Origin of the sequence: Massilia sp. UBA6681 (genome assembly GCF_002454935.1) — a bacterium.
Lineage (GTDB): Bacteria > Pseudomonadota > Gammaproteobacteria > Burkholderiales > Burkholderiaceae_D > Telluria > Telluria varians.
The window spans coordinates 358-21,470 of sequence record NZ_DKJX01000051.1 but is presented as its reverse complement, the minus strand read 5'-3'; the positions used below and the strand labels follow the sequence as shown (position 1 = coordinate 21,470).

Below are 21,113 nucleotides of genomic sequence, written 5' to 3'. Positions count from 1 at the left end.
TACGATCCGAGCGCCGCCCGGAATCAGCCGGACAGGCTCTGGCCATGCTGGCTCGACCCCAGCACGCTGCGCAGCCGGTCGAAGTCGATCGGCTTGGTGAGATGGTGGTCGAAGCCGGCGTCGAAGGCGCGCTGGCGGTCCTTTTCCTGGCCCCAGCCGGTGGCGGCGATCAGGCGCATGTGCCGGCCCGTATCGGTAGCGCGCAGGCGCCGCGCCAGCTCGTAGCCGTTCAGGTCCGGCAGGCCGATGTCGAGCAAGGCGACTTCCGGCGCGAATTCCTGGGCCATGGCCAGCGCGGCGCTGGCGCTGTGGGCCGCGCGCACCTCGCAGCCGAACAGTTCCAGCGCCATCAGGAGCATCTCGGCGGCGTCGGCATTGTCGTCCACCACCAGGATGCGCGCCGGCGCCGGCGCGGGCGCCGCCGCCGGTTCCGGCAGCGCGGCAAGCTGGGCCAGCGGCAGGCGTACCGTGAAGCAGCTGCCGCGGCCTTCGCCCTCGCTCTCGGCGGCGATGCTGCCGCCATGCAGGTCCACGATGCCGCGCACCAGCGACAGCCCGATCCCCAGGCCCCCGCGCGAACGCTGCAGCGCCGGCTCCAGCTGCGAGAACATGTCGAACACGGTCGCCAGCGCGTGGCGCGGCAGGCCGATGCCGTTGTCGCGCACGGATAGCAGCGCCATGCCATCGTCGACCGCGAGCGAGAGTGTGATGCGCCCGCCGTCGGGCGTGTACTTGGCGGCATTGGTGAGCAGGTTGACGACCACCTGGTTGATGCGCGTGGGATCGGCGTCGATCGTGACCGGATGCGCCGGCAACTCGACCGACAAGCGGTGCCCGGCCTGCTCCATCAGGCTGGCGGTGTCGCACACGGCGGCGCGCGCCAGCACGGCCAGGTCCACGGTCTCGCGCCGCAGTTCCATCTTGTCCTGGGTGATGCGCGAGACTTCCATCAGGTCGTCGACCAGGTGGGTCAGGTGGTGCAGCTGGCGGTCGAACACCGACAGCAGGCGCGCGCTGGTGTCCTCCGCCATCGTGGAATGGCGCATCACCTCGAGGGCGCTGCGCAGCGGCGCCAGCGGGTTGCGCAGCTCGTGCGAGAGCGTGGCCAGGAATTCGTCCTTGCGCCGGTCGGCCTCGGACAGCGCGGCGTTCAGGGCCTGCAGCTGCAGTTCGGCGCCGCGGCGCGCTTCCAGCGCTTCCTCGGCGGCGCGGCGCGCGTTGCGCAGCTCGCGCTCGTAGGACTGGCGCTCGGTGGCCATGAACAGGGCCCACTGGTCATGGACGACATCGCCCGTCGGGCCGGCTTCGCGCCGCCGCACGATGTTGACCAGCATCGGCAGGCGGGTGCCGTCGCGGTGGCGCAGGTCGATCTGCATTTCCGCCACCGAATCGCGCGCCTGCAGCACCGGCTCGCAGTGCGTGTGGTGGAACAGGCGCGCGCCGACGGTCATCAGGTCCTGGATGCGCACGATCCCGGCCAGCTCCGGCAGCGTGAAGCCCAGCCAGGCGCAGGCGGTCGCGTTGGCGTGCAGCAGCAGGCCGTCGGCGTCGGCCAGCAGCAGGCCGCAGGGGGCGTCGTCGTACAGCGCGTCAAGGGAGGTGGCGGCGCTGTCCATGGCTTCAGTCCAGGGTGGCGGCCAGGAAGGCGTCGATCGCGCGCGAGCTGGCGGTCGGCGCGCTCATGTGCGGACAATGCCCGATGTTGTCGATCACGTGGAGCTGGGAGCGGGGCAGGTGCCGGGCCAGGTACTCGCCGGCGCTGCGCGGGGCGATCAGGTCGTCGCTGCACTGCAGGATCAAAGCCGGCGTCGTGGAGCGGGGCAGGTCGGCGCGGTGGTCGGACAGGAAGGTGACGCGCGCGAAGTGCTTGGCGATGTCGGGATCGTTGCGGCAGAAGCTGTCGGTCAGTTCCTGGCGCAGGGCAGGGCGGTTGGGCGCGCCCATGATGGCGGGCGCCAGGCTGCTCGACCAGCCCATGTAGTTCGCTTCCATGGTCTCGAGCAGTTCGGCGATGTCCTCGCGCTCGAAACCGCCGACATAGCCGGGATGCTTGCTCAGGTCATTGATATAGCAGGCCGAGGGCGCCACCATCACCTGGGCCACGAAGCGGCCCGGATCCTCGATGGTGGCGAGCATGCCGATCATGGCGCTCACCGAGTGGCCGACCAGGATTACCGGCCCGGTCGCGAATTCGTCGAGGATCTCCAGCAGGTCGGCGGCATAGCCGTGCAGGCTGGCGTAGCGCGTCCGGTCGTAGGCGGAGAGGTCGGAACGGCCGCTGCCGACGAGGTCGTAGGTGATGACGCGAAAGCGGTCTTCGTAGGCGGGCGCCAGGTAGCGCCACATGGCCTGGTCGCAACCGAAGCCGTGGGAGAACAGCATGGTGGCCCCGCCCTGGCCGGAAACATGCACGTTGTTGCGGACTTGCAGGGACATCATGGCTCCTCGTGGTTGCAACCGCCGGGAATCCCGTCGTCCACGAGTATGCGTCAGGAGTATTGCAAGCGCAACAACTTTGTATATTTCAATGCTGGAAAGGTTTCAATCCGTCAGTCGCGTTCGTCGTGCCCGTCCTCGCGCTCTCCCTTTGGAAAGACCTTCACCAGGAGGATGCGCGGACCGTTCATCTTCTTGACCACCACGTCGAACTGCGGGAAGCCGATGCGCTGTCCCTGCTTGGGGATGTCGCCCAGCTTGGCCATCAGCAGGCCCCCCACCGATTCGACGTCGTCCAGGCCCATCTCCTCGTTGTCGATGTCGATCCCGAGCAGGCGCTCGAGCGAGAAGATCGGCAGGCTGGCCTTGCCGATCCAGGTGCCGTCGGGCTGGGACATCCAGTCGTTCTCGTTCATCCGGAACTCGTCACGGATCTCGCCCACCATGGCGCCCAGCAGGTTGTCGAGCGTGATGAAGCCGACCGGGCGCTTGCCCTTTTCGCCGATCAGGGCGAAGTGCGGGGCGCCGCTCTTGAAGCGCCGGAAGATGTCCTGTGCCTTGGTGCGCGCCGAGATGGTCTCGACCGGGCGCAGGTGCTGGGTCAGGTCGGTGATGGTGCGCCCGGCCTGCTGGGCGAAGAACAGGTCCTTCAGGTGGATCACGCCCAGCACTTCCTCGCCTTCCTCGTCGAAGTAGGGGTAGCGCGAGAAGCGGTTGCGGCGCACCGTCTCCATGTTTTCCTCGAGCGAGCGGCTGGCGTACAGCGCGCTGACCTCGTTGATCGGCCGCATCAGGTCGGACACGGCCAGCTGGGTGAAGTCGAGCGACTGCGCCAGGATGTTGCGCTCGTCGTTCGTGAATTTCTCGCCCGGCGCGCTGGTGTTCGAGCGCAGGATCATCTTCAGCTCGTCGGTCGAGTAATGGGTCTCGTGGCTGCCGCTGCCGGCCAGGCCGGCCACGCGCAACACCATGTTGGCGCTGGCGTTGAGCAGGGCGATCGCCGGATACATCGCCCAGTAGAAGGCGTACAGCGGGATGGCGCACCACAGTGCCACCGCTTCCGGCAGGCGGATCGCGAGCGACTTGGGCGCCAGTTCGCCCACCACGATGTGCAGGAAGGAGATGACCGAGAAGGCCACCACGAAGGAGACGCCGTGGATCAGCTCGGGCGAGGTGACGCCCAGCATGGCGAACACCGGTTCGAGCAGGCTGGCAAAGGCCGGTTCGCCGACCCAGCCCAGGCCCAGCGAAGCCAGGGTGATGCCGAGCTGGCAGGCGGAGAGGTAGGCGTCGAGCTGGCCGTGGACCTTGCCGAGGATGCGTCCGCGCAGGCCGGTGGTCCTGGCGATGGCATGGACGCGGGTCTTGCGCAACGTGACGATGCTGAATTCAGCCGCCACGTAGAAGCCGTTCAGCGCCACCAGGAACAGGGCGAGAACGACGAACAGAAAGTTTTCCATTGAAGAGATTTAGTTAAAAAATGGCAATAGCCGACATCATTGTACCGCTCATGCCTTCCTCATGTGCCTGCCAATACCCCCTTGTGCACTGCGGACAGGATGGCTTCGACGGCCGGATGCTTGATCTTGCGCTCGTTCGAGATCGCATAGAAGTGCTCGCGCACCTGCGGTACCCGTCCCACCAGCAGCGCGTTGAACTGCTCCTCGAGGTCGTGCACCAGGGCGGCCGGCGCGAAGAACAGGCCCAGTCCGCGCCGGCCGAAGGTATTGAGCAGGGCATTGTCCATGAACTCGCCGACGATGTCGGGGCGCACGCCCTGCAGCTCGAACCATTCGTCGATCTTGCCGCGCAAGGCATTATTGCGGGTCGGTAGCAGGAAGGGCGCGCCGTTCAGCGAGCGCGGGAAGTCCGCGCCCCAGTCCTTCACCAGGCCGGGCGCGCCGACCACGATGGTCTCGCTGTCGCTCAGCAGGTGGCTGAACACGCGCAGCGTCGTGCCCGAGCGCACCGCGCGGTCGGTCAGCACCACGTCGAGCTTGTGCAGGGCCAGGTCGGCCAGCAGCTCGTCGAATTCGCCTTCGTAGCAGACCAGCCGCACCGGGCGCGGCAGCTGGGTGGCGATTTCCAGCAGCCGGTAGGCGGTCAGCTTGGGCAGCGAATCGGAAATGCCGACCGTCAGGCGGGTGCGCGCGCTGTCGGACTCGGCCAGCGCTTCCTGCATCTGCTCTCCCAGAAGGAAGATCTGGTCGGCGTAGGACAAGGCCAGGCGCCCGGCCTCGGTTAAAGTCAGTCTCCGGCCCTGCTGGGTGAACAGGGACTTGCCGAGGGACAGTTCGAGCTGTGCCAGCTGGGTACTGACGGTCTGGATCGCCAGGCCCAGGCGTTCGGCGGCACGCGTGATGCTGCCTTCCTTGGCGACGACCCAGAAGTAGTACAGGTGGCGGAAATTCGGAGGCGTATGGTTCATATCTTCTGTTTTTGCGAAGTAATTCTTCGATTATCTTCGCTTTTTCAATATTCGGCCAGGCCTCATACTGCGTGGGTCTTCTGGACGAAAAATGATACTGACACAACAACTCATCGCATATTCAAAAACTTAACTGAAAAATAAGGGGAAACGACAACATGAAGCACTTTACGTGGTCATTCATCGTGACCGCAGTCTGTATGGCATTGGCAGGCTGGTGGGGTTACGACCATGGCGGCGTCGCCGGCATGATAACGGCGCTGGGCGTGACGGCCATCCTCTCGGTCATGGAAGTCTCACTGTCTTTCGACAACGCGGTGGTGAACGCCTCGGTGCTGAAAGGCTGGGACGAGTTCTGGCTCAAGCTGTTCCTGGGCCTGGGCATGATCATCGCCGTGTTCGGCATGCGCCTGGTATTCCCGCTGGTGATCGTCGCCGTGGCGGCCGACCTGGGCATGATGGAGGTCTGGAACCTGGCCTTGACGAATCCGAAGGAGTTCTCGGGTCACCTGACCGAGCACCATGCGGAAGTGGCGGCCTTCGGCGGCATGTTCCTGCTGCTGGTGTTCCTGAACTTCATGCTGGATGACGAGAAGGAAGTGCACTGGCTCGGCAACATCGAGCGCAAGATCGGCTCGCTCGGCAAGGTGTCCTCGATCTCTGTGCTGGTGGCGCTGGCTGCGCTGATGTACTCGACCAGCTGGATCGCCGAAAGGCAGAAGATGATCGTCCTGATCGCCGGCCTGTGGGGCATCCTAGTGTACATCGGTGTCGACATGATTTCCGGCCTGCTCGAAAAGAGCGAGTCGGATGCAAGCAGCGACGTGGGCGAGATGGTCAAGCGCGGCGGTATCGGCGGCTTCCTGTACCTCGAAGTGCTGGATGCATCGTTCAGCTTCGACGGCGTTATCGGCGCTTTCGCGATCACCAGCGACGTCGTGATCATCATGCTGGGCCTGGCGATCGGCGCGATGTTCGTGCGTTCGATGACGGTCTACCTGGTGCGCCAGGGCACGCTCGACGAGTTCGTCTACCTGGAGCACGGCGCGCACTATGCGATCGGTATCCTGGCCGTGATCATGCTGGTCAGCATGCACATGCACGTGCCGGAACTGATCACCGGCGGCGTCGGCCTGGCCTTCATCCTGGCCTCGCTGTGGAGCTCGATCCAGCACAAGAAGAAGCACGCGGCAATCGAAGCATAAACAAGGGGCAGGCCTGGCCTACCCTGCAAGAACCGCACGGCGAGTGGCAGAACACCAGCTCGCTGTGCTCATACCCCCGGTGTTCAAGAAGTCATTTTTAGGAGAGTCACAATCATGGCAATCAGTCTGCAAAAAGGCGGCAACGTCAACCTGTCGAAAGAAGCTCCCGGCCTGACCCAGCTGAAGGTCGGCCTCGGTTGGGACACCCGCGCCACCGACGGCGCAGCGTTCGACCTCGACGGCGCGGTGTTCCTGCTGAACTCGTCGGGCAAGGTGCGTTCGGATGGCGACTTCATCTTCTACAACAACCTGAAGTCGGCCGACGGCTCGGTGGTCCATTCGGGCGACAATACCACCGGCGCAGGCGAGGGCGACGACGAAACCGTGTCGATCGACCTGAGCAAGGTGCCGGCCGACGTCGACAAGGTCGTGCTGGCCGTGACCATCCACGACGCCGAAGCGCGCCGCCAGAACTTCGGCATGGTCGGCAAGGCCTTCATCCGCTGCATCAACGCTGCCAACAACAGCGAGATCGCGCGCTACGACCTGTCGGAAGACAGCTCCACCGAAGCGGCGATGATCTTCGGCGAGGTGTATCGTAACGGCGCCGACTGGAAGTTCCGCGCGATCGGCCAGGGCTTCGCGGGCGGCCTCGGGCCTCTCGCCAAGAACTACGGCGTCAACGTTTAAATAACAATGCTCGCGGCCCGCGCCAGGTGCGGGCCGCTTACGAAAGGAAGTCCACATGCCAGTATTTACCGTGACCGGGGACGTCGATCCCTTCCTGCATGTCTCGATGCGGCGCGGCGAAACCATCTATTGCGAATCGGATGCGATGGTGATGATGGAGTCGACGCTCGACCTGAAAGGCAAGATGAAGGGCGGCCTGGGCAGCGCGTTGATGCGCACCTTCGCCAACGGCGAGTCCTTCTTCCAGCAGCACATCGAGGCGACCCGCGGCGACGGCGACTGCCTGCTGTCGCCGACCCTGCCGGGCGCGATGCAGACCATCGACTGCGGTCCGAACCAGTACATCATCAGCGACGGCGCGTTTGTCGCCGCCACCTCGGGCGTGGACCTGAAGGTGCGCACCCAGAGTCTCGGCAACGCCCTGTTCGCGCAGAGCGGCGGCTTCTTCGTCACCGAGACGACCGGCAGCGGCCAGGTGGTGGTGTCGGGCTTCGGTTCGATGTCGATGCTGGAGGTGGAACCGGGCAAGGACGCGATCATCGACAACTCGCACGTGGTCTGCTGGGACAGCGGGCTGCGCTACGAGATCTCGATCACGACCGGCCAGAGTGGCGGCTTCCTGGGCAACCTGATCAACAGCCAGACCAGCGGCGAGGGCATGGTATTGCGCTTTTCGGGCAAAGGTCGGGTGTATGTATGTTCGCGCAACCGGATGGCATTCAAGGCCTGGATGCAGACGCCGGCGCGCTGAAGCTCAATAAATTAGGGAGAACGATATGTCAGTAAATCTGAGCAAGGGCCAGAAAATCTCGCTGGACAAGGAAGCCGGCGGAGCGCTGAGCCGCGTGACGATGGGCCTGGGCTGGGACGTGGCCAAGTCGAAGGGTTTCTTCGGCTTCGGCGGCGGCGCCGGCCAGCCGGTCGACCTGGACGCATCGGTCGTGATGTTCGACGAGTCGAACCGTCCGATCGACGTGGTCTGGTTCCGCCAGCTCAAGAGCAAGGACGGCAGCATCACCCACACCGGTGACAACCGCACCGGCGCCGGCGACGGCGACGACGAGCAGATCCAGGTCGACCTGTCGCGCGTGCCCGCCAGCGTGAAGTCGCTGGTGTTCACCGTGAACAGCTTCACCGGCCAGAACTTCTCGACCGTGGAAAACGCCTACTGCCGCCTGCTCAATGCCGGCAACAACCAGGAAGTGGCGCGCTTCAACCTGTCGGTGCAGGGCTCGCACACGGCCCAGATCATGGCCAAGCTGTACCGCCACAACGGCGAGTGGAAGATGCATGCGATCGGCGAAAACGGCTCGGGCCGTACCTTCGACGACCTGATGCCGCTGATCACGCCGCACCTGTGATCATCGCTTGATGTATTGGAGAGCCGGGCTTGCCCGGCTCTTTTCGATTACGCCGCTTCTTCTTACCGGGGTCAGGTCTGACATTTAGACACGGACTGAGCAGTACAGCACGCTAATGCTCGAGCTCGTGTCCGAATGTCAGACCTGACCCCTATGAGGTGGGCTCAGTCCGGGGCTTCCTCCAGCGAGAACAGTTCCTCGACGCTGACGCCGAGCGCCCGCGCCAGCTTCAGCGCCAGGATCGTCGAGGGCGCCATGGCCCCGGTCTCGATGGCGTTGATGGATTTGCGCGTGACGCCCGCCCGTTCGGCCAGCCCGGCCTGGGTCAGGTCGAGCCTGGCGCGCTGCACTTTCATCGTCGTCTTCAAGTGTTCCGTCATGGTTCAGCGGTCGTGATACAGCAGGCTGGCAAGGAACACGGTAAGACCGGTCGCGATCGTCAGGACCGCCATCAGCGCGACCGGGTAGGGCGTGGACAGCCAGGCCAGGCCGGGCGCCAGCACGACCTGCGCCGCCAGCACGGCGAGGAAGCCATTGCGGCTCGCCTTCTGCTGGCTTGCCTGGCGCAACTCGTCGTCCACCAGCGCGCGGACCTCGGCGCTGGTCGGGGCGCCGCGCCCGCCGCCCGTCTTCAGGGCGGCCACGGCAAGCACGATCACGATCGGCAGGAGGGAGAACAGGCGCGCCGGAGCTTCTGCACCGGGAAATGCCAGCAGGCCCACAGCGGCGGCGGCGAGCACGAGTACGGCTCCCAGCGCAAACCACAACTGGCGGCGCGAGAATGCGACGAGCTTGTCCTGGTAATCGTGAACGGCGGTTTTCATGAGAGTGTCTCCTTTATTTGTTGATATGGAGCACTGTAACACAAGACGGACAAAAAGCAACCGATAAGTTACACAAAGAGTCGCATGGGTAGCTTTTCGAGCCGATCAGGCCAGGGGCAGCCAGACGGTGAACCTGCAGCCCTTGCCCGGCCCATCGCTGTGCGCCTCCACCTCGCCGCCGTGCAGCGCCACCATGGTCCGCACCAAGGCCAGGCCGATGCCCAGGCCGCCCTGCGAACGGTCGGGCGTGCGCTCGGCCTGGGTGAACAGGTCGAACACCTGCGGCAGCAGCCCGCCATCGATGCCGATGCCGTTGTCCTCCACGCACAGCCGCACGCGCATGCCGTCACGGGCGGCGCCGAGGGCGATCCTGCCGCCGTCCGGGGTGTACTTGGCGGCATTGCCCAGCAGGTTGGCGATCACCTGCACCAGGCGGGTGGCATCGCCATGCACCCGGGCCGCGCCCAGGTCCGGCGCCATCTCGAGCGTCAATGCATGACCGCGCGCTTCGACCAGCGGGCGCGACTGCTCGACCGCGCTGGCCACCACCGTCCCGATGCCGACCAGGGTCTTGTCCAGCTTGATCAGCCCGCGCGTCACGCGCGACACGTCGAGCAGGTCGTTCACCAGCGACGTCATGTGCCGCACCTGGCGCGCGATCACCTCGCTCGCAACGCGGACGCGCCCGGGATCGGCGGCGATTCTCAGCACCTCGGCGGCGGCGGCGATCGGCGCCAGCGGGTTGCGCAGCTCGTGGGACAGCATCGCGAGGAACTCGTCCTTGCGCCGGTCCTGCTCGCGCAAGGAGCGATACAGCCGGGCGTTGGCGAAACCGGTGGCCGCCAGCGCGGCCAGCTGCGCCAGGATGGCTTCGTCCTGCTCGTCGAAGCCGCCAGCCTTGCCGGCAACCCGGATGTGGCCGATCCGCCGTCCCTTGCGGTCGAGCAGGGGCAGCGCCAGGCTGGCGCCGGGCGCTGCGCCCGGCGCGGCCGCGGAGGCGTCGCCGGTATCGCCATCCAGCGCGACGTCGACCTCGGCCGCGCCGAGGATGGCGCGCACTTCCTGGCTCAAGGCATCGGCGATGTCTTCGCTGGACAGCGCCGTGTGCAGGGTGCGCGCGGCGCTCGCCACCTTGGCCAGCAGGGCCGACTGGCGCCGCTCGCTGTCCAGCCGCTGCAGCAGTCCTTCCTGCTGGGTCACGCTGTCGTGGATGTCGCGGTTGGCGCCGACCCATTCGCGCACGCTGCCGTCAAGCCCGAGGAGGGGAATGCCCTTGACCGCCGTCCAGCGGTAACTGCCGTCGGCGCGGCGCAGGCGGTATTCGGTTTCGTAGATGGCGTGGCTGGCGATGGAAGCGTCCCGGGGCGGTGCTGCTCCAGACGATCTGCGAGGTCGCCATCGCCAGGGTCCGGAAGCGTTCCTCGCGTTCGCGCAGGATGGTTTCGGCCTGGATCCGTTCGGTGATGTCCTCGTGCATCAGCATGACCTCGACCACCCGGCCCTGTTCATCCTTGATGGGATGGGCGCGCGCGGTGACCCAGCGCGCCCGGCCGGATTGCCCGAGCGCGGCGGTGTCGTAATGGATCGCCGGGATTTCGACCGACTCGCCAGCCATCGCGCGCGCCAGGCAGGAGGCGACGCCGGTGGCGACCAGCTGGGGATCAAGCAGCAGGTTGTAGTCGCGGCTCATCACGTGGCGCTTCAGCGCGCTGCCTTCGTGGATGTGCCAGAGCGCTTCCCAGGCCCGGTTCACCCGCATCGTGTAGCCCTGCGGGTCGAGGATCTGCAAGCTGACGGGCGCCTGCTCGAACAGTTCCCGGAAGCGGACTTCGGGATAGGCCTGGAATGCGGCGCCGGCGCCTGTTTCTGCAGTGGGGGACATGGTTCCTTGTTCGTCTCTGTTCAGTGCATGGAAGCGGCGCCCACGCGGCCTCGGCGTGCGCATCATGTCATAGATTTGTTTGAGACGGGAAATATACACAGGGCATAACTTGCGCCAGTCGCTTGACAGGAAAAACTGGCGCGGATAGTGTATTACTCAATTAATACACATATACGCAGCGTCAACGACAACCCAGCCCATGCCGATCCATCCACCCCAGCTGTTTTCGATCACGCCAGGCTCGACCGAACCGATCTACCGGCAGCTCGTCGAGCAGGTGCGGCGCCTGGTGGCCGGCGGCCAGATGGCGCCCGGCGACGAACTGCCCTCGGTGCGCGAGGTAGCGCAAACCCTTGCCGTCAATCCGATGACCGTGTCCAAGGCCTACGGCCTGCTCGAGGCCGAGGGCCTGCTGGCGCGCCGGCGCGGCCTGGGAATGCTGGTGGCCGAGCGTCCGCGCGCCGCGCAGGGCAGGGCCGAGCGGATCGCGCTGCTGCGCCCGACCCTGGAGCGCGCCGCGCGCGAGGCACGCGAACTCGAACTCGACTCCGACACCGTCCTTTCCCTGTTCACCCACATCCTGAAGGAAGAATCGTGACTGCACCCATCATCCAGATGCGCGACGTGGCCAAGTACTACGGCAGTGCCAGCGTCCTGAGTAGCCTGAACTGGGAAGTCGGGCAGGGCCAGGTCATCGGCCTGCTGGGCCGCAACGGCGCCGGCAAGTCGACGCTGATGGAATGCCTGCTCGGCCTGCGCGAGCCGGATGCCGGCAGCATCCGCCTGTTCGGCGAAGACGTTGCCGCGCTGTCGGATGCGACCCGCGCCCGGATCGGCTACGTGCCGCAGAAGCACGGCCTGTTCGAGTGGATGACGCCGCTGCAGATGCTGGATTATTTCAAGGCCATGTATCCGCGCTGGAACGGGGTCAAGGTCGATGCGCTGCTGGAACGCTGGGGCTTCGGCGACATCCTGCTCCACAAGCCGATCGGCCGCCTGTCCGGCGGCGAGCAGCAGCGCCTGTCGATCATCCGCGCGCTGGCGCACGACCCGGAACTGCTGGTGCTGGACGAGCCGGTGTCGGCGCTGGATCCGGCCGGCCGCCGCGCTTTTCTCTCCGAGCTGGTGGACGGCGTGATCGAACGCGGCACCACGGTGGTGTTCTCGACCCACATCCTGACCGACCTGGAACGGGTGGCGCTCGACGTCGCCTTCCTGAAGGGCGGCCGTATTGCGCTGCAGGGGCCGCTCGACGAACTGCTCGAAGGAGCGCGCAGTACCACAGAGGGGCGGCGCGCCGAGCCGGTCAGCCTGGAAGACCTGTTCATCGAGGTGACCCAGTGAACGCGGCGATGAACGCGTGCCTGCGCGACTACAGGATGCTGTGGCGTGCCGCGGTGACGCATGCCAACCCGCGCATGTCGGGCGTGATCCGTTGGGGCGCGATCATCATCGCGGTCGTCTTCGCCGCCGCGCAGGCGGTGAACGAGGGGCCGCGCGAAGGCCTGGCCACGTTGTGGACCGCTGCCTCCGTGCTTCTCCTGCTGAACTGGGCATGGCGCTTCATGCCGGGCGCCATGAAGCTCAATACGCCGGTGAATGCCTGGCTGGTTCCGCAGATGCGCCGGCGCCTGGTAGAGCTGTCCTGCCTGGTGTGCCTGGCCGGTATCGCCGGCTTCGCCAGCGCGCCCCATGCCGATACCAGTGCGCTCGGGTTCTGGTTGTTGTGGCTGGTGATCTTCGTCGTGGGTGTCGGCCTGGGCGCAGCGGGACACCGGGCGGCCGAACCGATCATCACGACGCTGTGTTTCAGCTGGTTGCTGGTGGAGTGGCTGCCGAAAGACCTGACCGCGCTCCTGTCCCATCCTGTGGCCGTGGTCCTGGCGTTGCCCATCCATGCAGGCGTTATCGTGGTGGCGGTATGCGCCATGTTCCCGCAAGGAGGCGAGCGCCACTGGGAGATGATGGCCAAGCGCCTGCGCTGGGTCGCCTCGTCCGGCCAGCCGGATCCGCTGATCGAGCAGATGGCGAGCAAGCAGACCAGAGGCTGGTACGGCAAGACGCTGCGCCGCGACAGTGCGAGGCGCGACGGCCGGCGCCTGGCGCTGCATGCGCTCGGGCCCACCCGCCACCTGGCCGAAACCGTGGCCGTGCTGGCCATCCTGGCCGTGGTCGTGATCTGTACCGGCATCCTCGCCACCTGGCGCGCCGATCGTGAGGTCACGGCGGGCATCGGCTGGCTGTTCGCTTGCACGCTTCTGGTCGTTCCTCTCCTGCACAGCGTGCGCCTGGCCCAGCTGCCGGCGGACCTCGCCGCCGAACAGGGGCTGGTGCGGCTGGCGCCCGCCATGCCGGGCAGGGCGGCGGCGTTCAACGCCCAGCTCGGGCGCAGCTTGCTGCTGCAGACGCTGGCAGGCTGGGCGCTGGCCACCGGCGCCGCACTGCTGCTGGCGGCGCTCGGCGGTGCGGGACCGGAGGCGCTGTTGCGGGTGCTCTGCGTCGCCTGCATCGTCCTGCCTGTGGTGGCGGTCCCGCTGCGCAAGCACGCCAGCCGAACGGGAAATGCAGCCGGCGCGGCGGCAACACTGCTCCTGGTGTCGATCGTGGAAGGCGTCATCCTCGGCCTTGCGCTCAGTTCCATGGCCGGCATCCCGGCGCTGCCGGTAGCCGCCCTGGCCAGCATCGGCCTGACGATGGTCGTCGTCATGCGCGGACTGCGCACGATGCGGCGCGCGCCCTTCGCCTTCCCGGCAGGGCGCATGGATTGACAATCCCTCAGCTGGACGCCGGCGCCGCGGCGCCGGCCGTTTGCTTGCGGCCCAGGATCAGGAAGCCGAAGGCGGTGGCGAACACGTACATGCTGACCGAGTAGATCGCCGCCGGCAGCATCAGCTGGAAGTCGCCCAGCACCGACACCGCCACGAAAATCGCCAGGGTGGAGTTGTGGATGCCGATCTCGTAGCCGATCGCGATGGCGTTCGGCTTGTCCAGGCCCAGCATGCGCGGCACGTAGTAGCCCAGGCCCAGGCTCAGGATGTTGAAGAGGATGACGGCCAGGCCGATCGAGGCGAAGGAGCTCGTGATGGCCGTCCATTCCTTGGCGATGGCGATGATGGCGAGCAGGGCCAGCACGGCCATCGAGAAGCGCTTCATCGGCTTGTCCATGCGCGCGGCGAAGCCTGGGGCGCGGCTTTTCACGAACATGCCGATCGCCACCGGAATGAGCACGATGACGATCACCTCGATCACCTTGGCGGTCTGCATCGGCACCACCTGCCCGCTTTTCGCGAAGGTGGCGATGGCGAAGTTGGCGATCAGGGGCAGGCTGACGATCGACAGCACGGTGTTGATCGCGGTGAGCGAGATGTTCATCGCCACGTTGCCGCCGAACAGGTGGCTGAACAGGTTGGCCGAGACGCCGCCCGGCGATGCCGCCAGCAGCATCAGGCCGACCGCATACACGGGCGCCACGCCCAGGCCATTGACCAGGCCGTAGCAGATCGCCGGCAGTACCATGGCCTGCAGGACCAGGGCCAGCACCACGGCCTTCGGGTGCTTGATGAGGCGGCGGAAGTCGGCGAGGGTGAGGGACAGGCCCAGCCCGAACATGATCAGCGCCAGCGCGCCGATCAGGAGGGTGGGCAACAGGGTGATGAAGTTGCTCATGCGTTGTCTCCGTCGTTATCGTTATTCGGTCGCGCAGGCTCGGCGGCCGTCCTGACAGTGTAGTACCTTGCTGAGCTGTACAGACGAAAAAAATGCGGCGGCACCGGATGGAGACGGCGCGCCGCACGAAGGCGTGACGGGAATCGCACGCATGGAGACGGGGTGGCTACTGGAGCGCGCTTGCCTCCTCCAGCACGGCATGCCAGTCGATGTTGTACAGCACGCCGATCAGCCGCCCGGCATTGCCGACCGGGTCGATGCGCTTCTGTACGAGGTGCAGCTCGCTGGGGATGAAGGCCCCGACGTAGACGGTCATGAACTGGATGTCCGAGCGCGGCCGCGCATCGTCGAGCAGGTCGGGGTTCACCTGCGTGTCGTCGGCCGGACCGACGAGCAGCGGGCGGTCGGTATTCGGGATCACGAACATGTAGCCGTGGCGCAGCACGGTCATGCCCTTGTAGCTGCCGGACGAGCGGCGAGAGCCGATTTCTTCCGGATTGTTCACGGTGATTTCGAGGACCGGGCCCTCTCCAGGGGTGTGGAAGCTGCCATCCGGGTAGCGCTTCGTCTTCGGGTCGTCCAGGCTGATCGGACGGGCGAGCATCGAGATGTTCGCCACCAGGGGCCGCTTGCCGCCGTCGTAGCCGAAATTGGCGCTCCAGGTCAGGCTCGCGCCGCGGATGCCGACCAGGGCCGGGTGCTCCATCACCCGCGCGATGATCCGTTCGAGCCTGCGTTGCAGCAGGGCGTAGTCCGCCCCCTTCTTGCTGGCGCCGAACTTCGAAGGTATGGGCATGATCCAGCCAGGCGCGTCGAGCTCGGGCGTGCTGCCGCGGGTCAGGGCGTCCGGCCGGCTCCAGTAGTCGATGATGTAGTCGGCGTGGAAGGGTTCGCCGTTCTCCAGGCGCATGCGCTGCTCCCTGGCGCCGGAGCGTACAGTGGGAGCGCCGGCGGCTGGGGCGGCCGGGGCCGCCGCCGCCGCGGCCTTCGCCGTCGCGTGCCTGGCCACCGCCTGCACGGTGTCGCCCACCACCTGTTTGGCCAGCTTGTCGAGGAAATCGTTGGCCGCGGCCGGCTGCGCCGCGACGAGGGTGGCGCAGAGCATTGCCAGCAGGGCAGGGGAAGAGCGTCGCTGAGTCATACCGGTCCGTAGTGTGGATTGTCCGGTACGCACTCTAGCGCTGCGCTGCGCTAGAAAACAGCCCCCGTCGTGGGGGCGGTGTCCGGCGCCGCGCCGGCGGCGCTGCCGGCAGCGCCGTGCATATTCGGCGCAGGGCCCGGTTCGGCGCGCGCGAACGACAGCATGCCGCGGCCGCCGTGCTTGGACGCGTAGAGCGCGTCGTCGGCGGCCTGCATCACGCCCTCCAAGTCGGCGCCGTTGAGCGGGAAGCCCGCGGCGCCGATGCTGGCGCCGACCGCGTTGTCGGCCAGGCCTGGACGCAGGGAGGGGTACAAGCAGTCGATCAGGCGCCGGCCGACGCTGGTGATTTCGTTGCGCGAAAACTCGCCGTCCATCAGCACCACGAATTCGTCGCCGCCCACACGCGCCAGGAATTCGCCGCTGCGCAGGACCGACTGGAAGCGCCGCGCCACTTCCTTCAGCACCTCGTCGCCGGCCGCGTGGCCGTGGGTGTCGTTGACCTCCTTGAAGCGGTCCAGGTCGATGGCCAGCAGGGTAAAGGGCTTGCCGCTGCGCTGGCTCCTGGCCACCAGGCGGCGCGCCCAGCGATCGAAGTAGCGCCGGTTCGGCAGGCCGGTGAGGACGTCGTGCGAGGCTTCCATCGCCAGGCGCTTGGCCAGCTCGTTGTTGCGCCGCGCAGCCGCCGACAGCGAGCGCCAGGCGTGCACCGTCATGGCGACCACGGTCGACAGCATTAGCACCAGGATCATGGCGGCGCGCAGCAGGCGGCGGTTGAAGTCGTCGATGAGCGCTTCGCGGACCACCCGCAGCCGCGTCACCTCGTCCTGGATCAGCCGGCGCGCTTCGCGCATCTTGCTGCGGCCGAAGCCCTCGCGCACGATGGCCAGGGCGGCGGCATCGTCGCCGCGCTTCTTGAGCTGCACGGTGCGCTCGATCTCGTCGAGCTTGCTCTCCGTGACCAGGGCCAGCTTGCGCACGTTGGCGAGGAACTGCGCATCGTGGTAGCCGGACTGCTCGGCCTGCGCCAGGTTGTCGCGCACGCTGCCGCGTCCGAGCTGGTAGGGCTCCAGGTAGGCCGGGTCGCCGGTGAGCAGGAATCCGCGCTGCCCGGTCTCGGCATTGAGCAGGTTCATCAGGACGTTGCGGACCTGGATGCGCGCCACGTCGTTCTGCCTGAGCTGGCCCATCGCGTCGCGCAGGTCGACGACCTCGCGGACGAAAAAGATGCTCATCGTCGTGATGAGCACGAGCGCGAGGACCAGGGTCAGGGCACTCCGGCGGATCGGCAGGGTGGGCACGACGTAGGAGGTGGACATAACAATATGAACAGTGCTGATGCTCGTATGTTATCCCAATGTAAGACCATTCCTACATGAAATTAGTGTTTTAACCACGAAAGATATTGAACATGTGCGAAACGCCCAACGCCAGGGGATGTTTCTCTAATGACCGCGGCGCTGTACCAGGGCGGTGCCGACCCCGTGGCGCTTGCTTTCGCTGACCGCGGTGACGGTGCCGTCCGGGTTGAACACCAGGGCATTCGCGGCGCCGATTTCTTCCGGCTCGGCCTCCCAGCGGTGGCCGAGGCGTTCGAGCGCGCGCGCTTGTTCGCTGCCGGCGAAGCCCGGCTCGATCGAGGTGGCCTCGCCGTTGCGCTCCGAGATGCGCGGCGCGTTCACGGCCTGGTCCATCGGCATGCCGAGGTCGATGTAGTTGACGATGGTCTGCAGCACCGTCGTGATGATGGTCGAGCCGCCCGGGCTGCCGATGGTGAAGGCCGGCTTGCCGTCCTTGAGCGCGATGGTGGGCGCCATGCTGGAACGCGGGCGCTTGCCGGCTTCGGGCACGTTCGGGTGCGGACCGCTGAAATCGAAGTCGGTCAGCTCGTTATTCAGCAGGAAGCCGTAGCCCGGCACCACGATGCCGCTGCCGCCCCAGGATTCGATGGTGAAGGTATAGGACACCACGTTGCCGTCCTTGTCCGACACCGTCAGGTGGGTGGTGTGGGCGTTTTCCAGCTGTAGTTTGGCGGACTGGGGGGATACGGCCTCCCGGCGCAGCGGCACGCTCAGGTCGCGCTGGTAGCCGTAAGGGTCGCCCGCTGCCACATTGCGCGCGGCCTGCGCCCCGATCAGCTTGCGCCGCTGGGCCGCGTATTCCTTGGACAGGATGCCGGCCAGCGGCGCGTCGATGTATTCGGGGTCGGCCAGGTAGGCGTTGCGGTCGGCGAAGGCCAGGCGGCTGGCCTCGACGTACAGGTGCTCGGCCTGGGCGCGCGGCAGCTTTTTCAGGTCGTAGCCTTCCAGGATGTTCAGCGCTTCGGCCACCGTGGCGCCGCCGCTGCTGGGCAGCGGCATGCCGACAATCTCGTAGCCGCGGTAGGTGCTGCGCAGCGGCTGGCGGATACGCGCCTCGTAGTTGGCCAGGTCGGCCATCGTCATCTTGCCCGGGCGCGCGCTCTTGCCCGGGGCCAGCGGCGGCTTGTTGACGGCATCGACGATGGCGCGCGCGAGCGGCCCTTCGTAGAAGGCCTTGACGCCGCCCTCGGCGATCTCGCGGTAGGCCTTGGCCATGCCCGGATTGCGGATCAGGGTGCCCGGCTGCACCGCCTTGCCATTGCGCAGGTAGAGCGCACTGGTCGGCGCATATAGTTGAAATTTTCTTTCATTTTGAGCCGTCAAATGACTGAATATTTCAGTCACCGTATAGCCCTTGTCGGCGACCTCGATGGCCGGCGCCAGCACCTGGCTGAAGCGCATCGTGCCGTAGCGCTCGAGCGCTTCGTGCCAACCGCGCACGGTGCCGGGCACGCCGACCGAGGCGCCGCTGGCGACCGCCGTTTCAAAGTCGACCGGCTTGCCGTTCTCGAGGAAAGCCAGGGGCGCGAAGCTGGCCGGAGCCGTCTCGCGGTGGTCGATGGTGATGGCGCGCTTGTCCTTGGCCAGGTAGATCACCATGAAGCCGCCGCCGCCGATGCCGCAGCTGAACGGATCGGTGACGCCCAGCGTGGCCGCGGCCGCGACCGCCGCGTCGACCGCATTGCCGCCCTTGTTCAGGATCGCCATGGCCGACTGCGAGGCCTGCTCGCTGATGGTGGCGACCGCGCCGCCGGTGCCGGTGGCTACCGGCGTCTTCGCCGCGGCCGCGGCCGGGTGCAGGACGATGGACAAAGTCAGCCCGCAAGCGAGCAGGGTCGCCTTCATGGGGTCTTCCTTCGAGCGCCTAGTAGGCGTACATGTTGAAGGTCACCGGATACGACACCGGTGCGGCGCCCGCGATGCCGCGCGGCGGCTGCGGGGTCAGGTGATCGAGCTGGATGAGCGAGCCGCGCAGCGCCGGCGACATGTAGCCCGGCCGGCCCGGCACCAGGTAGAAGCCCTGCGCCACGTTACCGATGCGCATCGTGAAGCGGTAGGCCAGCTGGCCCGGCCAGATACAGCGCGCGTTATCGGGGCAGCGGCTGTCTTCCGCGCCTTCGTAGGTGATGGTCAGGCCTTCGCCCAGCGGCAGCACCTGGCGCTCGGTCAGGGTGTAGCGCGCATCGGGCAGGCGGTCGGGGGTGGCGCAGCCGAGCAGCAGCGAGGCGGCGCAGCCGAAGGAGAGAACACGGAGCAGGGGATGCATGCGATGTCCACCGGGTTGTTTTTTTGGAATCCTCATCATAGCAAACCTGCCCGCCGCGGTCGCGCACATGCGGTCACGGAGCGGTCACATTGCCGTCATATTCCGGTCATATCGGCGGACTAGACTTTGCCGCGTGGTCCAAAACACACCTCCATCAACCAGGAATAGGAATAAGAAGCCAATGTTCAAGAAGATCCTCGCCGCCGCAGCCACCACTGCCGCCGTGTTCGCGATGTCGACCTCCCACGCCGCAGACATGACCGGCGCCGGCGCGACCTTCCCGTACCCGATCTACGCCAAGTGGGCCGAGTCGTACAAGGCTGCCACCGGCAATGGCTTGAACTACCAGTCGGTCGGCTCGGGCGCCGGCATCAAGCAGATCAAGGCCAAGACCGTGGACTTCGGCGCGTCGGACATGCCGCTGAAAGCCGAAGACCTGGACGAAGCCGGCCTGATGCAGTTCCCGGCCATCATGGGCGGCGTGGTCGCCGTGGTCAACGTCGAAGGCGTGCAGCCGGGCCAGCTCAAGCTGACCGGCCCGGTGCTGGCCGACATCTACATGGGCAAGATCACCAAGTGGAACGCGCAGCCGATCGCCGCGCTGAACCCGGGCGTGAAGCTGCCCGACGCCGACATCACCGTCGTGCACCGCGCCGATTCCTCGGGCACCTCCTTCCTGTTCACCGACTACCTGGCCAAGACCAGCCCCGACTGGAAGAACAGCATCGGCGCCGGCACCACCGTGAAGTGGGCCGTGGGCGTGGGCGGCAAGGGCAACGAAGGCGTGGCCGCCAACGTGCAGCGCATCAAGGGCGCGATCGGCTACGTCGAGTGGGCCTACGCCAAGAAGAACAAGCTGTCGCACACCCAGCTGAAGAACAAGGACGGCGCCTTCCTGCAGCCGGACGACGAGGCCTTCAAGGCCGCCGCCGCCGGCGCCGAATGGACCAAGGCCCCGGGCTTCGGCGTGGTGCTGACCGACGCCGCCGGCAAGCAGAGCTGGCCGATCACGGGCGTGTCCTACATCCTGATGCACAAGACCCAGGCCGACGCCGCCAAGGGCCTGGAAGTCGTGAAGTTCTTCGACTGGGCCTTCAAGAACGGCGCCCCGGCTGCCGCCGAGCTGGACTACGTGCCGATGCCGGCATCGGTCGTCAAGCTGGTGCAGGCCAACTGGAAGGCCAACCTGAAGGATGCATCGGGCAAGGCGATCTACTGATCCCCGCATCGCCGCGGCGCTAACGTAGGGTGGGCGGCTATGCCGCCCACGCGTTCAACTCACGTAAGCAGGCCGCATCGTTTCATACACCGTTTGAACGCGTGGGCGGGAAACCCGCCCACCCTACATTTCACTCTATGACAACGGCTAACACGATCGTCCTGGTCGTCGACGACAAGCCGGCCATCGCCGAGCTGCTCAAGTATTCGCTGCACGAAGACGAGTGGGTCTGGCACAGCGTGCCGAGCCTGGCGCAGGCCTGGGATTTCATCGGGCGCGAACGCCCCGAGCTGCTGCTGCAGGAATCGATGCTGCGCCAGGAAGGCGGCCTGCGCCTGCTGGCGCGCCTGCGCGGCGATCGGCGCCTGCGCGAGAAACCGGTGATCCTGCTCGCCGCCGAATCCACGGACGGCGAACGCGCGGCGCCGCCCCCGCCCGCCGAATTCATCCCCCAGCCGCCGCCGGACGACGCGCCGGACGAGCGCCTGCTGTGCCTGGGGCGCCTGGTGCTCGATCCGCTCAGCTGCAGTGTGCGCGTCGGCAACCACAAGGTCGAGGTGCGCCACGCCGAATACCGGCTGCTGCGCTTCCTGCTGTGCCACCCGGGCCAGGTGTTCTCGCGCGCCCAGCTGCTCGA

At 66.6% G+C, this 21,113-nt stretch carries 22 protein-coding genes; 9 read left to right on the top strand and 13 right to left on the bottom strand.

Annotation, left to right across the window (positions count from 1 at the left end; genetic code table 11):
• Positions 1-23: 23 nt before the first annotated feature.
• The 4 genes from B2R83_RS07630 to B2R83_RS07615 form a co-directional block, all read right to left on the bottom strand.
• Positions 24-1,616, bottom strand: coding sequence for a hybrid sensor histidine kinase/response regulator (locus B2R83_RS07630; protein WP_292039794.1), 1,593 nt, complete (start codon positions 1,614-1,616; stop codon positions 24-26).
• Between the two features lie 4 nt (positions 1,617-1,620).
• A complete protein-coding gene (locus tag B2R83_RS07625) occupies positions 1,621-2,436 on the bottom strand; it encodes an alpha/beta fold hydrolase (protein ID WP_292039792.1) in 816 nt (271 codons plus the stop codon).
• 113 nt (positions 2,437-2,549) lie between these two features.
• The gene (locus B2R83_RS07620) at positions 2,550-3,896 is read right to left on the bottom strand and encodes a hemolysin family protein (protein WP_292039789.1); all 1,347 of its coding nucleotides are present in this window, start codon (positions 3,894-3,896) and stop codon (positions 2,550-2,552) included.
• A 59-nt stretch (positions 3,897-3,955) separates the two neighbouring features.
• Positions 3,956-4,864, bottom strand: coding sequence for a LysR family transcriptional regulator (locus B2R83_RS07615; RefSeq protein ID WP_036210749.1), 909 nt, complete (start codon positions 4,862-4,864; stop codon positions 3,956-3,958).
• Positions 4,865-5,022: 158 nt separating this feature from the next.
• Here B2R83_RS07615 and B2R83_RS07610 point away from each other — a divergent pair, with 158 nt between their 5' ends.
• The 4 genes from B2R83_RS07610 (at position 5,023) to B2R83_RS07595 (ending at position 8,120) form a co-directional block, all read left to right on the top strand.
• A complete protein-coding gene (locus B2R83_RS07610; RefSeq protein ID WP_292039784.1) occupies positions 5,023-6,069 on the top strand; it encodes a DUF475 domain-containing protein in 1,047 nt (348 codons plus the stop codon).
• A gap of 114 nt (positions 6,070-6,183) precedes the next feature.
• Positions 6,184-6,759: a TerD family protein gene (locus B2R83_RS07605; RefSeq protein ID WP_027867019.1), complete on the top strand. Its 576-nt coding sequence runs from the start codon at positions 6,184-6,186 to the stop codon at positions 6,757-6,759.
• A gap of 55 nt (positions 6,760-6,814) precedes the next feature.
• Positions 6,815-7,510 carry a TIGR00266 family protein gene (locus tag B2R83_RS07600; protein WP_027867020.1) on the top strand — a complete coding sequence of 232 codons (696 nt, stop codon included), beginning with the start codon at positions 6,815-6,817 and terminating at the stop codon, positions 7,508-7,510.
• Positions 7,511-7,535: 25 nt separating this feature from the next.
• Entirely contained in the window at positions 7,536-8,120 is a 585-nt protein-coding gene (locus B2R83_RS07595; protein ID WP_036210757.1) for a TerD family protein, read from the top strand.
• Positions 8,121-8,284: 164 nt separating this feature from the next.
• On the opposite strand, the gene B2R83_RS07590 is transcribed toward B2R83_RS07595, so the two are convergent.
• The 4 genes from B2R83_RS07590 to B2R83_RS07575 all read right to left on the bottom strand — a co-directional run bounded on the left by B2R83_RS07590 (position 8,285) and on the right by B2R83_RS07575 (position 10,826).
• Entirely contained in the window at positions 8,285-8,500 is a 216-nt protein-coding gene (locus B2R83_RS07590) for a helix-turn-helix transcriptional regulator (protein WP_292039776.1), read from the bottom strand.
• Between the two features lie 3 nt (positions 8,501-8,503).
• The gene (locus B2R83_RS07585; RefSeq protein ID WP_292039771.1) at positions 8,504-8,944 is read right to left on the bottom strand and encodes a hypothetical protein; all 441 of its coding nucleotides are present in this window, start codon (positions 8,942-8,944) and stop codon (positions 8,504-8,506) included.
• A gap of 105 nt (positions 8,945-9,049) precedes the next feature.
• Positions 9,050-10,258, bottom strand: coding sequence for an ATP-binding protein (locus tag B2R83_RS23970; protein ID WP_414674376.1), 1,209 nt, complete (start codon positions 10,256-10,258; stop codon positions 9,050-9,052).
• Positions 10,194-10,826 carry a PAS domain-containing protein gene (locus B2R83_RS07575; protein WP_292039765.1) on the bottom strand — a complete coding sequence of 211 codons (633 nt, stop codon included), beginning with the start codon at positions 10,824-10,826 and terminating at the stop codon, positions 10,194-10,196. Before B2R83_RS07575 ends, B2R83_RS23970 begins: the two co-directional genes overlap by 65 nt.
• Positions 10,827-11,025: 199 nt before the next feature.
• Here B2R83_RS07575 and B2R83_RS07570 point away from each other — a divergent pair, with 199 nt between their 5' ends.
• Genes B2R83_RS07570 through B2R83_RS07560 form a run of 3 tightly spaced genes read left to right on the top strand, consistent with a single transcriptional unit; the run spans position 11,026 to position 13,594 of the window.
• Positions 11,026-11,424 carry a GntR family transcriptional regulator gene (locus B2R83_RS07570; RefSeq protein ID WP_209587864.1) on the top strand — a complete coding sequence of 133 codons (399 nt, stop codon included), beginning with the start codon at positions 11,026-11,028 and terminating at the stop codon, positions 11,422-11,424.
• A complete protein-coding gene (locus B2R83_RS07565; protein WP_292039763.1) occupies positions 11,421-12,170 on the top strand; it encodes an ABC transporter ATP-binding protein in 750 nt (249 codons plus the stop codon). Before B2R83_RS07570 ends, B2R83_RS07565 begins: the two co-directional genes overlap by 4 nt.
• Positions 12,171-12,178: 8 nt before the next feature.
• Positions 12,179-13,594, top strand: coding sequence for a hypothetical protein (locus B2R83_RS07560; RefSeq protein ID WP_292039760.1), 1,416 nt, complete (start codon positions 12,179-12,181; stop codon positions 13,592-13,594).
• 7 nt (positions 13,595-13,601) lie between these two features.
• Here the strand turns inward: B2R83_RS07560 and B2R83_RS07555 are convergent, their stop codons facing one another.
• From B2R83_RS07555 to B2R83_RS07535, 5 genes are all read right to left on the bottom strand, one after another.
• On the bottom strand, positions 13,602-14,492 hold the full coding sequence (locus B2R83_RS07555) for a bile acid:sodium symporter family protein (RefSeq protein ID WP_292039758.1): 891 nt from the start codon (positions 14,490-14,492) through the stop codon (positions 13,602-13,604).
• A gap of 166 nt (positions 14,493-14,658) precedes the next feature.
• The gene (locus B2R83_RS07550; RefSeq protein WP_292039756.1) at positions 14,659-15,633 is read right to left on the bottom strand and encodes a hypothetical protein; all 975 of its coding nucleotides are present in this window, start codon (positions 15,631-15,633) and stop codon (positions 14,659-14,661) included.
• Positions 15,634-15,683: 50 nt separating this feature from the next.
• Positions 15,684-16,949: a GGDEF domain-containing protein gene (locus B2R83_RS07545; protein WP_292039754.1), complete on the bottom strand. Its 1,266-nt coding sequence runs from the start codon at positions 16,947-16,949 to the stop codon at positions 15,684-15,686.
• A gap of 126 nt (positions 16,950-17,075) precedes the next feature.
• Positions 17,076-18,836: a gamma-glutamyltransferase gene (gene ggt / locus B2R83_RS07540; protein WP_292039752.1), complete on the bottom strand. Its 1,761-nt coding sequence runs from the start codon at positions 18,834-18,836 to the stop codon at positions 17,076-17,078.
• A 19-nt stretch (positions 18,837-18,855) separates the two neighbouring features.
• The gene (locus tag B2R83_RS07535; RefSeq protein ID WP_292039750.1) at positions 18,856-19,257 is read right to left on the bottom strand and encodes a hypothetical protein; all 402 of its coding nucleotides are present in this window, start codon (positions 19,255-19,257) and stop codon (positions 18,856-18,858) included.
• 181 nt (positions 19,258-19,438) lie between these two features.
• Between B2R83_RS07535 and pstS the strand changes: the two genes are divergently transcribed.
• Both pstS and B2R83_RS07525 read left to right on the top strand, forming a co-directional pair.
• A complete protein-coding gene (pstS, locus tag B2R83_RS07530) occupies positions 19,439-20,476 on the top strand; it encodes a phosphate ABC transporter substrate-binding protein PstS (RefSeq protein ID WP_292039747.1) in 1,038 nt (345 codons plus the stop codon).
• Positions 20,477-20,613: 137 nt separating this feature from the next.
• A partial coding sequence (locus B2R83_RS07525) for a response regulator transcription factor (RefSeq protein WP_292039745.1) occupies positions 20,614-21,113 on the top strand: 500 nt, incomplete at its 3' end.